At 45.4% G+C, this 11,801-nt stretch carries 11 protein-coding genes; 9 read left to right on the top strand and 2 right to left on the bottom strand.

Annotated features, from left to right (window positions below):
- Positions 1 to 8: 8 nt before the first annotated feature.
- The gene (locus H580_RS25195) at positions 9 to 764 is read left to right on the top strand and encodes a DNA-3-methyladenine glycosylase (RefSeq protein ID WP_245583628.1); all 756 of its coding nucleotides are present in this window, start codon (positions 9 to 11) and stop codon (positions 762 to 764) included.
- 201 nt (positions 765 to 965) lie between these two features.
- Positions 966 to 1,382 (top strand): ArsR/SmtB family transcription factor, encoded by a 417-nt coding sequence (locus H580_RS0122000; RefSeq protein ID WP_028596694.1) that lies wholly within the window; start codon positions 966 to 968, stop codon positions 1,380 to 1,382.
- A gap of 102 nt (positions 1,383 to 1,484) precedes the next feature.
- Here H580_RS0122000 and H580_RS0121995 read toward each other — a convergent pair whose 3' ends face one another.
- Positions 1,485 to 2,510: a PTS sugar transporter subunit IIC gene (locus tag H580_RS0121995; RefSeq protein WP_028596693.1), complete on the bottom strand. Its 1,026-nt coding sequence runs from the start codon at positions 2,508 to 2,510 to the stop codon at positions 1,485 to 1,487.
- 600 nt (positions 2,511 to 3,110) lie between these two features.
- Between H580_RS0121995 and H580_RS25190 the strand changes: the two genes are divergently transcribed.
- The 3 genes from H580_RS25190 (at position 3,111) to H580_RS0121980 (ending at position 5,635) form a co-directional block, all read left to right on the top strand.
- The gene (locus tag H580_RS25190) at positions 3,111 to 3,818 is read left to right on the top strand and encodes a DsbA family protein (RefSeq protein WP_036605650.1); all 708 of its coding nucleotides are present in this window, start codon (positions 3,111 to 3,113) and stop codon (positions 3,816 to 3,818) included.
- Between the two features lie 67 nt (positions 3,819 to 3,885).
- Positions 3,886 to 4,296 (top strand): disulfide oxidoreductase, encoded by a 411-nt coding sequence (locus H580_RS0121985; RefSeq protein WP_028596692.1) that lies wholly within the window; start codon positions 3,886 to 3,888, stop codon positions 4,294 to 4,296.
- Between the two features lie 67 nt (positions 4,297 to 4,363).
- Complete coding sequence (locus tag H580_RS0121980; protein WP_028596691.1) at positions 4,364 to 5,635, top strand: methyl-accepting chemotaxis protein; 1,272 nt, start codon at positions 4,364 to 4,366, stop codon at positions 5,633 to 5,635.
- Positions 5,636 to 6,261: 626 nt separating this feature from the next.
- Here H580_RS0121980 and H580_RS25185 read toward each other — a convergent pair.
- On the bottom strand, positions 6,262 to 7,476 hold the full coding sequence (locus tag H580_RS25185) for an alpha/beta hydrolase (RefSeq protein WP_084509487.1): 1,215 nt from the start codon (positions 7,474 to 7,476) through the stop codon (positions 6,262 to 6,264).
- Positions 7,477 to 7,756: 280 nt separating this feature from the next.
- Between H580_RS25185 and asnB the strand changes: the two genes are divergently transcribed.
- The 4 genes from asnB to H580_RS0121955 all read left to right on the top strand — a co-directional run bounded on the left by asnB (position 7,757) and on the right by H580_RS0121955 (position 11,801).
- Positions 7,757 to 9,631: an asparagine synthase (glutamine-hydrolyzing) gene (gene asnB, locus H580_RS0121970; protein ID WP_028596690.1), complete on the top strand. Its 1,875-nt coding sequence runs from the start codon at positions 7,757 to 7,759 to the stop codon at positions 9,629 to 9,631.
- A 463-nt stretch (positions 9,632 to 10,094) separates the two neighbouring features.
- Positions 10,095 to 10,328, top strand: a complete 234-nt coding sequence (locus H580_RS0121965; RefSeq protein ID WP_028596689.1) for a hypothetical protein — start codon at positions 10,095 to 10,097, stop codon at positions 10,326 to 10,328.
- A 40-nt stretch (positions 10,329 to 10,368) separates the two neighbouring features.
- On the top strand, positions 10,369 to 11,169 hold the full coding sequence (locus H580_RS0121960; protein ID WP_245583627.1) for an energy-coupling factor transporter transmembrane component T family protein: 801 nt from the start codon (positions 10,369 to 10,371) through the stop codon (positions 11,167 to 11,169).
- A gap of 32 nt (positions 11,170 to 11,201) precedes the next feature.
- Complete coding sequence (locus tag H580_RS0121955) at positions 11,202 to 11,801, top strand: ECF transporter S component (RefSeq protein ID WP_028596687.1); 600 nt, start codon at positions 11,202 to 11,204, stop codon at positions 11,799 to 11,801.

Here is an 11,801-nt window from a genome sequence, read left to right as displayed (position 1 = left end):
CTGAATCGTTGGATTTGCATGTAACTCCTAAAGGTGAGCGTGATCGAATGGAACATGAGTTGCAGTATGGAGATGAACCTTCGCAAGCTCGCTTGCCGTTATCCTGGTTTAGACAAAGCGCACTACCGCTCGCTCCACAATTGCTTGGACGTACGATTGTCCGTGTGACAGATGAAGGTGTGATAAGGGCTCGCATCGTGGAAACGGAAAGTTACGTCGCTCCACACGACAAGGGTTGTCATGCTTATAACAATCGTCGTACCAAAAGAACGGAGACGATGTTTCAAAGAGCAGGGCATGCTTATGTGTACCTTATTTATGGGATGTATCATTGTTTAAATGTCGTTGCTGCCGAGGAAGGACAGGCAGAAGCGGTACTTATTCGTGCTGCTGCGCCATTAACAGAGTACGATGAATCAATCATGAAGAGATACCGTTCACTCAGCTCTAACAAAGTCGTTAACTTGAGCAATGGACCTGGTAAGCTGTGCCGAGCTATGTATATCGATAAGAGCTTTGATGGCTATGATATGATGGATGGGGAAGCGATGTGGCTTGAAGTTGGAAAGCCTGTATTGCCAAGGCATATTTTATGTGCACCGAGAATCAATATTCCTTATGCAGAGGAGTATGCAGACGTCTTGTGGCGATTTTATGTTGCAGATGACCCATACGTCTCTGTTAAAGGCAAACAGGCAGTGTCTTTAGCTACTCGTGAACGTATGATCGAGACGTTTGGTTCAGAGGGTTTTAGTTGGACTTAGGTGAAATAGGCGCAGCGTTCAGGCTAGTGTTGTTATTCTCAAGAAATAGGACAGCTTATATGAACATTAGGGGCTGACTGGTGTAAGCGTACAGCTTACAATGTACATAGAATTGCATTTGAATACAAGTAGGTCATTTGCTAGAATGGCTACAACATATATCAAAAATGATCGGATATCGAACAATGAGGAGGGCTTCGGATGGCAGCCAATCAAAAAATAAATGTTGCAGCACAAACGGACAATCAATCAAACAATGAAGTTTGTGAGATCGTATGCTATGATGCTGAAAAAATTAGTGCCTTGAAGCACACCGTCGATGATAAAGAAGCACAAGGGATGTCACAGTTATTCAAGGCGCTGTCTGATCCGACACGGATGAAAATGGCAATGTATTTGGATAAAGGGGATGAGCTGTGCGTATGCGATATGGCGATTTTGACGGGTCATACAATTGCTACTACGTCACACCATCTTCGCTTGATGCGTTCTCTCGGAATTGCGAAGTCACGCAAAGAAGGGAAAAATGTATTCTATTCCCTGCATGACCATCATATTAGACTGCTCGTGCGCATGACCTTGGAGCATATGCGTGAGGAGCATTGTCAGGCGGAGTAATTATACAAGTAGTCCCTCTTAGTACCAATTTAGAAAAAGGCTGCCTTTCTGTAGATAACCTTATGGGTTTCTACTTGATAAGACAGCCTTGTTTTTTTGTTGTTATTCTTTTGGCAATGCTAAATCCCCTGGCTTGATATGACCGGATTTGCGCAGCAGCAAGTATATCGGATACGATATAACTGCGGGCAAGAGAATATAAGTGATGAGCATAGCTGGAATAATATAAGACGGGTTATACAATTGTACCAATGTAATTGGTGCAATGAATGAGCAAAGTCCCATACCTGCGATCTGGCTTGGCGCTTCAATATGGAAGATGAGCGCAGACACAGGGCCCATGACTGCACTGGCAGCTGCAGATGGAATAATAATTTTTAGATTTTTCGTAATGTTGGGCAGCTGAATTTTAGGTGTGCAGATCGCTTGTGCTACTATGCCACCAATATCATTTTCCTTAGCGGAAATAAGAGCGAAGGTGATAAATGGTGCTGCACAACCAGCTAAAGCAGCCCCTCCAGCTAGTCCCTCGAGATTAAGGGCAATGGCGAGTGCAGCTGAGGAGGCTGGTGACAGGAGAAGTAGGCCCCATACCACTGCCAATGCGATTGAACAAATGAGGAGATTGATCTCCGCTGCTGTTTTAATGAAGCCGCCCGCTGTATGTAATATAGGTGTAATTACAGCGCTCAGCCATAGCCCAAGCAGTCCTGCCAACACAATGGAAGCAAGAGGGACAAGCATCATATCAACAGGAGTTCGTCCTGATAATCTTTTGCCAATATACACGGCTGCAGTTGCTGCCAAGAGGGCTCCAATGGGTTCTCCTGTAATAATGGATACTCCTACCGGGGTAATCTGAATGGCTCCCGCACCAACTGCTGCGGCAATCATAGCTGAGAATACGATCAATCCCGTCGAACCTAGCATGAAGGCAATCCCTGCTCCGATTGCTGGCGACATGAGCATTTTAGCCACGAAACCAATCTTCATAAGCGCTGACCAGCCTGCAAGCTTACCTACATTTTCGATGAGTAATCCGATTCCTAGCGTTACAAATATGCCTTGGGCAATTCCGTTAGAGGCTTTAAACATACGAGTCATTATATATTCTCGTCGTACGCTCATCGCTGTGTCTCCAATCCAATGGAGCTCATGTAGGGTTTGAGAGTGGTTATGGAGTGATTAACTAAGCTGTAGGCAATGCTGGAGCCAATCGGGTCCGTGCCGATAATTGCTATTTTTCGTTTGTCACTTGCCAAAGAGATAGTCCCCTTTCACCTTAGTTCGAGGTGAATCCCAGCAGCTGTGCCTGCAAAGGGTTCTTGTACATGCATGATCGCTGCTATCGAGACTAGTATGTGCCAGTTCTCCACGAATAAGGAATGAGAATTAATGGCGATAATTCGCAAATGTTTCTAGCCAGATGGAGAACGATGATTGACCAGCTTGCAGTGGCGTAGGACGCTCGAATAAGGCAACGCGACGAACTTGAAATCCTTGTTGCTCTAATAGGCTGCTTTGCCTAGTATGTACGAATTTGAATGTCCGCGAGTGGAGGACAATGAAGATGACAAAATATATTCAAAATTAAGCAGCAATCTCGACAGTATGACAGAGGAAGATGAAGAAAGAAATAGAATTATGTTTGAATATCGATTAAATTAAAACAAGGAAGTTCATGCCTGTGTGGCGAATAGTAACAAACAAATTGAGAGGTGACTAATCATGTCGAAACAATCACGTAAAAAAGGAAACAAAAAAATTAGTAAAGTAGCTTTAATTGCTTTCCCGATCGTTCTTGTTCTTTTAATCGTATTAGTTGGTTATTTGGATAAGACAGGAAAAGAACAAGCGCAGCTAGAGAAGGAAACACATGTTGTTTCATTCGATTTGTCGAATCAGCCAGTTATCGGCTCTAAAGACGCTAAGGTAACGCTGGTTGAGTTTGGCGATTATAAATGTGGTTCTTGTGTGAACTGGAAGCAGCACGTATATCCGCAGTTGAAGAAAGACTTTATTGATACAGGAAAAGTGAATCTATCTTACAGCAATATGACGTTCCAGCCAGGAAATACTCGCTTGGCAGCACTAGCTGGGGAAGCAGTATTTGCACAAAACAATGATGCATTCTGGAAGTTCCATGAGGCGCTTTATATGGATCAAGTGCAGCACTTAACCCAAGAGTTTACCGTAGAATACTTGTTAGATATTGCGAAAAAAGCTGTACCAGAGTTAGATCTAAAGAAACTTGAAGATGATATCCGCAACGAGACTTATGCAGAACAACTGGCGCATGATGACCGTGTAAGCAAAGAAGCAAAGGTTACTTCGACACCTACCGTATTTATTAATGGCAAGCTGCATATGACAGAGCAGCCATTGAACTATGAAGAGCTTAAGGCTGCTATTGAAAAAGCACTGGCAGCTTCCTAAACTCAGCAGTTAAGGTTATATAACCACTCGCAGGGGAGTTGAATAAACCCATAAAGGAGGCGTCGTAATGTCTTTTTTCCGCCGCTATGGTCTGTACATGGCTTGGATAGTAGCGCTTGTTGCTACCGCAGGCAGTTTGTATATGAGTGAGATTTTACTATGGGAACCTTGCAAATTATGCTGGCTTCAACGTATTTTCATGTACCCACTTGTTCTGCTGCTTGGTATTGCGGCATACCGCAACGATCATTCGATTGTCGTTTACGCGCTGCCATTTCCGATTATTGGCGGGGGTATTTCCATCTATCACTACTTGCTGCAAAAAGTGGAGAGTTTTGCATTAAAAATGGGGCCCTGCAAAGTCGGAGTTCCTTGTAATTTCGATTACTTGGAGGGTTGGTTGACGATACCGATGCTCGCTTTGATTGCCTTTATTTTGATCATCTTATTGCTTGTAGTTGGCAGAAAACCTGAGTAACGCGCAAGGAAAGGGATTCAGCTGTACGAGGATATATAATCGCTAATCTTTTGGGGGAGATATAGAGATGAAACTCGGTTTAAGAGCTAAGATGGTATTGGGAATATTGATCGTATCTTGTATTACATACGGGACGAGCGGGTTCTTTATATTTGTGATTAAGCCTTATGTTGCGCCAAATATGAATGATTTGCTCTATACTGCAATCATATTCCTAATGGGCATATTTTGGACATGCCTGCTCGGCTGGCTGGCTGCACAAGTCATTGTCAAGCCACTCATGCAACTGACGAAGGCAGCCTATAAAGCTTCTAGGGGGGAGCTTAATGTTAGTTTGCCGACCTATGCTCATCAAGATGAGATTCAAGTGCTTGTAGATGCATTCGGTAAGATGACGGATAATCTCAATAGCATAGTCCATGAAATAAAGAGCAGTGCCAACGTTACGACGACGAGCACCGTATCGCTTAGTCAAGCAATGGCGCATGCTGCTGGTCAAATCGAGCATATCGCTGTAACGACAGAGCATATGCACGAGGGTGCGGAGCGGCAAGCTGTATGGGCGAAAAAGACTTCTGCGACGATTCAGGACATTCATGAATCAGCTGTTTCGGTTCAGAAGCGCGCTGCTGATACTCAGCAGATGACCCAGCAAATGTTAAGCACATTGTCGCAGAGCGAGCATATGCTTTCTTCTATTATTGACGGAATGCTTCAGGCGGCTGCTTCAGGGAAGCAATCGATTCAAACGGTGAAGCGCTTGAATGAACAAGCGGAACAGATTGGTTCGATATCTTACACGGTGAAAGAGATTGCTGACCAGACGCATTTGCTTGCGTTAAATGCATCTATTGAAGCCGCACGCGCAGGGGAGCATGGTGCGGGCTTTGCGGTTATTGCATCGGAAGTGCGCAAGTTGGCAGAACAGTCAGCGGATGCGGTAAATGACATTAATGAGCGCATTGTTCAGATGCAAGCTCAAATGAAAGAAGCCGTAAACTTGATTACATGCCAAGTGGAGAGCGTAAATAAAGAAGCTGACAAGAAAGATGAGGCAGCATTAGCCTTATCGAACATTGCTTCCGTGACGAAGCAAGCTTCAGCCGCTGTGCATGAGATTGCTGAGGCTGTGCATGAACAGACCGATCGTTTCTCCAACACGCTGGAACAAACCGAGCAGATGACAAGCATTTCAATGGAAATGGTTGCGGGGTCTCGGGAAGTAGCTAGCGCTACGCAAGAGCAAAATGCATTCATGGAAGAGATGGCTGCTTCGGCTGACTTGCTGCGTGATCAAGCGGATCGACTTCGGGATCAAATTGCTGTCTTCAAAGATTGAAACGGCTAACTGATGATAAATGGATTAGCAGATGTAATCATGCAATCATTTGTATAAGTACGGAAAAGGTGGGGGCCGATAAAGGGCTCCCATTTTTTTGGAATGAGGCTGTCCTTCCAAGCATCCATTGATGTAACGGTAGGAAAGTTATTTTTAGTTGTAGAAAGATTAGATTTTTGCGCTCAGGGGCTGGCATGAGATAGTTCAACTCCATATCAGCTATTTTTCTAATAAGCTTGAACGCTATTATTCTGCAGGTATCTAGTTCTAGTTGTTAGCAAGAAACTGGATTGCCGAGTGTTTTTTCATCGTGTGAATGGAGTTGCGAATTAGATAAATGATTGGCATTTGGACAAAAGTGCAGCTATTTAACTAAGAAATCCGTGTTAGAGAGCATTTACGGACAAAAATGCAGTTATTTTCATTGATAATGCGTAAAATCGGGTTAAGTTAAAAAAATAACTGCACTTTTGCGGATAATCCCTTAAAAAGGGAGTTTTCGTTCGAAAATAACTGCATATTTGTCTCTATCATGAATATATAATCATACGAATCTAAGAATGCTCAGGACTTCGAGATTTACTAAAAACTCTAAGGGGTTCAAGAATTTTAAGCATTTTAAGATTTTAAGCAAAGTTTGGTTCCAGTACAGTTTCTCCGTCTTCATTTTCATCTACTTGTAATCCTTCCTCTTCAGAAAGCGCCGGGACAGCAGAGATAGGTTCAACAAATGGAGCCAATCCAGCAGATTGAACATGAATAGACTCAACAGAGTTGGACTCGCTATATCCACCGGCAGCTTGAACAGTCGCAACAGAGTAGGACTCGTTAAGTTCAGCAAATGGAACGGATACACCGGAATAAGACTTGTTAAGCTCGATAGAATAAACGAAATCTACTTCTGCTTGCGGACTTGGATTTGGCATTCCAACGTATCGTGTCACGAAGTTGATTACCACATTGCGATACACTTCTCGCTCAATACAATGGGATACACCATGAGTGGCTTTATCCACAAGCAATAATTCCTTAGGTTCTGGCTTCACCGCATACAAATCTTTGCTCATTTTAGTGGGCACGAAAATGTCAGCTGCTCCATGAATAAATAAAATAGGCAGCTTCGACTGTGCTATGGCGCGAATGGGACTAACATCATTCATCTCAAAGGCTGCCTTTCGCTTCAATAAGCGATCAATTAATGGCATTAATGGCCAAGCAGGTGCACGATTGAGTTTGACGACTTGATGGCGTATGAGTTCGGTTAAGTCTGAGTACGGACAGTCAGCCACAATAAATCGAACTTGCGGACGGTGGATCGCAACGTATTCAAGAACGGTTCCGCCTCCAAGAGATTGCCCATGAAGGCCGATAATACTATCGTCTCCATTTCGTCTTACCACCCAATCTACCCATGCCTGCACATCGTATTTTTCCATATGGCCAAATGTTGCATATTTTCCTTCGCTATTGCCATGACTTCGCTGATCAATTAACAAAGCATTGAATCCAACTTGAGCAAACATATCGATGAATTGAGACGACCATGGCAATGCGCCTGTATAACCGTGGACGAAGATCATGATTCGTTTGGAATGAGGAACGAGCTCGATATAAGTACCGTATAATTGAAGTCCGTCATGGCTTTGGATGCGAACTTCTTCTTTTCGTAGGTCGTAGAACTGCTGTCGTGAAAATATTCGATATTCTTCCAATAAATCTAGGCAATTGTCATAAGAAGAGCGCTTCATACGCGTCATTTGATGTACAGCAATTCGGGGCATGCACCAAAGTGACAACAGTACGAATGCTCCCAATCCTGATAGCAGTAATAACCACAACATGGCATCGCCTCTTTTGGTTGAGACCCGGGGTCAGTCAAGTGATCCCTCGGTTTGACCCCTTGTCCTTAGTGTTTGTTTCATTAGGTTGTTCCGAAAACCTTCAAATTACACGTTTATAAGACAGGGAACTGGTGCAAAAAAATAGGGGTAGGTGTCGCAAATGGTCAAAAAGGTTTATAATGTAACACAGGATAAGTCCCTGCGGTCGGTAGGGGCTTTATACTGATTATTATTTTATATTCGACACCGTCTAGCGTGTAGCGAAGGGATTGGAACTGGAATGTGTGGTATTGCTGGGTTATTGCAATTGAACGGCCAACTGCCGTCTGAACATATTATCCGCGACATGATGGCTATTATTCATCATCGCGGACCAGATGATGGAAAGTTATGGATCGGCGATCGCGTCGGACTTGGGTTCCGTCGTCTATCCATTATTGATGTGGCTGAAGGAGCTCAGCCATTGAGCAATGAAGATGATTCGATATGGCTTATCTTTAATGGAGAAATTTACAACTACATGGAATTGCGCGAGGACTTAATTGCTCGTGGACATCAATTCAAAACACATACAGATACAGAAGTAATCGTGCATTTGTACGAAGAGTACGGAGAAGATTGCGTTCATCATCTTCGTGGTATGTTCGGTATCGCGATCTGGGATCGCAACAAGCAGCAGCTCTTTATTGCGCGTGATCATTTTGGAATTAAGCCTGTTTATTATTATCGTAATGAAGAAGTATTTGCGTTCGGTTCGGAAATTAAGAGCATTTTGACGGTACCAGGTGTACCACGCAAGCTGAACATGAACAGTTTCTACAATTACTTAACGTTCCAATACGTACCGGACCCGGATACGATGTATGAAGGCATCCATAAGCTGCCTCCAGCACACTCGATTACGATCCCATTCCAAGGCGAGCCGAAGCTCCGCAAATATTGGGATCCGATGTTCGATCCAGTGGATCGTCCATTGGCTCAAGTGTTGGATGAAATTCGCCATGTCATGAAGGATTCCGTTGAGCATCATCTTCACAGTGAAGTTCAGCGCGGTTGTTTCTTGTCCAGTGGTATCGATTCCACGATTACTTCAACAATGATGCGTTCGGTGGAGCCGATCAAGACGTTCAGCGTTGGTTTCGAAGGACCGAACAATGAAACCATTATTTCCCGTGATACAGCGCGTCAAATTGATACCGAGCACTTTGAGCGCATGATTACGCAGGAAATGTACTTTGATGCTGTACCTCGTGCGATCTGGCACTTGGACGAGCCTGTTGCGGATCCTTCTGCTATCGCTTTGTATGAAGTAGCGCGCTTGGCAAAAGAGCATGTAACGGTTGTACTTTCAGGTGAAGGTGCAGATGAATTGTTCGGTGGATACCGTATTTACCGCGAACCGCATTCCTTGCGTTACCTAGACTGGATGCCAGATGGTATGAAGAGCTCTGTAAACGCAATGCTGCGCAAGCTTCCGAACTTCTACGGTAAGAACTACTTGATGCGCGGTACGACGCCATTGGAGCAGCGCTTCCTTGGAAATGCAAATATTTTCTCGGATGATGCGAAGCCAGAGCTTATGCGTGTAACCGCAGAGCAAATCGCTTCCTTTACGAAGCCATTTGACAAAGCTGGTGAATACTATGCTCGTACGAAGCATCTCGATCCTGTATCTCGCATGCAGTATATCGATATGAATCTATGGATGCCAGGTGATATTTTGGCGAAGGCGGACAAGCTGACAATGGCTCACTCACTGGAGCTTCGCGTTCCATTCTTGGACCGCAAAGTATTCGATGTGGCACGTACGATTCCGATGAAATATCGTATTGCAGAAGGTACGACGAAGTATGCACTACGTCAAGCGATGAATGGAATTGTTCCAGATTCCATCTTGAACCGTCCGAAGCTTGGCTTCCCTGTACCAATGCGTGATTGGCTGCGTACAGATCGCGCTGGCATCATGTGGGAGCAAATTTCTGCGAGCGGTATCGATCCAATCGTTAACTTGAGTCAAATTGAAGAGATGTTCCGCCGCCATCAAGCAGGTCAAGGAGATTACTCTCGTAAAATTTGGACGCTGTATGTATTTGCCTTGTGGCATAACACGTACATTAAAAATAGCAATATCGCGTTCTCTGCGAATCATAACTAAGAGCAAAGCGATAACAATAAAGAGCTACTAGTCAGCCGCTGTTACTAGCCGCGACATGAATAAAAGGTACCCACTGTTCTTCGTTATTGCGAAGACATAGGGTACCTTCTTCTATATCGTCACATGCATGAATGGAATACCGTAAATGAAATGGTGCGATGCATGTAGATGATAAGGGATAGGGATGAATGCAGGTGTCAAAATAATTCCTAGTGCAGCAATGCCGAACGCCCATATATAAACGGAGGAGAAAGAGCTTGCCCATGTGCTTTTTACTGTCGTTAACAAAACATGCTTGTTAAACAAAGATAAAGGTTTTTCTTTGTACATATTTAAGGAGTCGATAGTTGTGTGGTATGTTGTAAACGGATAATAGAAATATAGATTACAAGATTTATGTAGGTATTAATTGACCTCGTAGTCATTTTTCATGCAGGATTGTAGTTCGTAAGGAGGCGAGCGGATGGAAGCGAAGAAGCAAAGCATCATGGAAGAGACGTTGGCCCTGTTCGCCGAAAATGGGTATCATCAGACGTATAAAGAGGAGCTGGAGCGGCTTATTATACAGTCCTTGGATCAATTTAGTCGGTTCAAGCTGTTTGTATCTTTCCAACGTAAAGAGGTTCATCTTCAACAAAAGAAGGAACTGAGGGAGCTTATTGTGTCGTTATCCAAGAGGCAGCTGGAAGGCTATTAGAGTTGTTGTTAGCGGAGCGCGATCGGTCGACGAGCGGAGGATGAACGATAAGATGAACGGTAGACAAGCAGTGCCGTCTATAAGGGGAAAGCCAGGATGGCTTAGACGCCTAGATCCCCTGACGAAGGGGATCTGGCTTCTCTGCACTGGTCTCGCGGTGATGCTGACGTTGTCGCTCACCGCGCAGCTGCTCTGGTTCCTGATTGTGCTGCTTATAGCAGGAACCGGAGCAGGTTGGCGCCTTAAGCAGTGGCGCCTATTCGCCCTATGGGCGATGGGCTTTGGCCTTCCGCTGCTGCTGTTCCAGTGGCTCATGCTCCCCTCAGGGGGGGAGGAGCCACTATGGCAGCCATTTGGCAGCGGCGGGCCTATGCTAACCGCGTCAGCGCTGGAATTGTCAGCAGCGCTGACGCTGCGATCGATGACGTTATTTGCGTCATCGATCGTGTATGCGACGACGACTGAGCCGAGGGATGTCGTCGTCGCCTTAACGCAGCAGCTGCGTATGCCGGACAAGCTGGCATACGCAGCTGCTGCGGCGCTCCGCTTCGTGCCGCTGCTCTTGGCCGAAGCGGAGCAAATACGCCGCGCTGAGCGGCTGCGCCGGCTGACGCCTGTGCGCGGCGTAGGTGGGCGCTTGCAGAGCGCCCGCCGAATGGCCCTAGCCATCGTGCGCTCCGCGCTTCGCCATGTGCAGGATGTCTCTACGGCGATGGAGGCGAAGCGCTTCGGCTCGGCTCAGGCACGTACCCACTGGCGACGCATTGCGATCTCGCCAGTGGGCTGCTTACTCGCGGCGGCTACTGTAGGTGCCGCCGCCGCAACGCTAGTGTGGTTTTAATTATAATTTCAGATAAAGAAAGAGGGCATCCTATGAATTCTTCTTGGAAGCAAGCGTTTCGTAATCTTACGGTAAGAGAGTGGATGCTGATGGCTTTGTTGGCCGCAGCGAATGGGGTAGCGACATCACTATTGTCGCATGTAAATAAACTTCTGCATGGTTGGGGCGGTCCTATCCTAACATCGACCATCGTTGGCGTCTATATGGTTTATGGATTGTTGGCTATGTATATCATTCGCAAGCCTGGTGCTGCCGCTGGCACATACGCCATCGGAGCCTTGCTTCAAATTATGGTCGGTACCTCGTATGGCATATGGTCTGCCATCGCAGCGGCTGCATGCTATGCCGTAATTGTTGAGCCGTTGTTCTTTATTTATCGCTATAAGCGTTTTGGATGGCTAGCTATGTTATTCGCAGGTATTGCCATGGTGCCGCTTTGGTACGTTGTGGCAGCATTTATGTTCGGTTACATCAAATATTCATCTACAGTACTTATCATATCTCTATTTGTTCGTTGCGCGAGCGGCATGCTGTTATGCGGGGCTTTGACGAAATGGATCGGAGATCGCTTAGCATCAACACGCTATGTCCGTCCTTATGCACTCGGCCAGCAGCACAATAACGCTGCTTAA

Origin of the sequence: Paenibacillus assamensis DSM 18201 (genome assembly GCF_000422445.1) — a bacterium.
Taxonomy (GTDB): domain Bacteria; phylum Bacillota; class Bacilli; order Paenibacillales; family Paenibacillaceae; genus Paenibacillus_B; species Paenibacillus_B assamensis.
The sequence above is the reverse complement of the archived record's forward strand: the minus strand, read 5'-3'. Positions and strand labels throughout refer to the sequence as shown.

Coding starts and splice junctions, on each gene's coding strand:
- H580_RS0121955 (WP_028596687.1), top strand. CDS start 11,202: ATGAATTCTTCTTGGAAGCAAGCGTTTCGTAATCTTACGGTAAGAGAG.
- H580_RS0121965 (WP_028596689.1), top strand. CDS start 10,095: ATGGAAGCGAAGAAGCAAAGCATCATGGAAGAGACGTTGGCCCTGTTC.
- H580_RS0121960 (WP_245583627.1), top strand. CDS start 10,369: ATGAACGATAAGATGAACGGTAGACAAGCAGTGCCGTCTATAAGGGGA.
- H580_RS0121980 (WP_028596691.1), top strand. CDS start 4,364: ATGAAACTCGGTTTAAGAGCTAAGATGGTATTGGGAATATTGATCGTA.
- H580_RS25185 (WP_084509487.1), bottom strand. CDS start 7,476: ATGTTGTGGTTATTACTGCTATCAGGATTGGGAGCATTCGTACTGTTG.
- H580_RS0121995 (WP_028596693.1), bottom strand. CDS start 2,510: ATGAGCGTACGACGAGAATATATAATGACTCGTATGTTTAAAGCCTCT.
- H580_RS25190 (WP_036605650.1), top strand. CDS start 3,111: ATGTCGAAACAATCACGTAAAAAAGGAAACAAAAAAATTAGTAAAGTA.
- H580_RS0121985 (WP_028596692.1), top strand. CDS start 3,886: ATGTCTTTTTTCCGCCGCTATGGTCTGTACATGGCTTGGATAGTAGCG.
- asnB (WP_028596690.1), top strand. CDS start 7,757: ATGTGTGGTATTGCTGGGTTATTGCAATTGAACGGCCAACTGCCGTCT.
- H580_RS0122000 (WP_028596694.1), top strand. CDS start 966: ATGGCAGCCAATCAAAAAATAAATGTTGCAGCACAAACGGACAATCAA.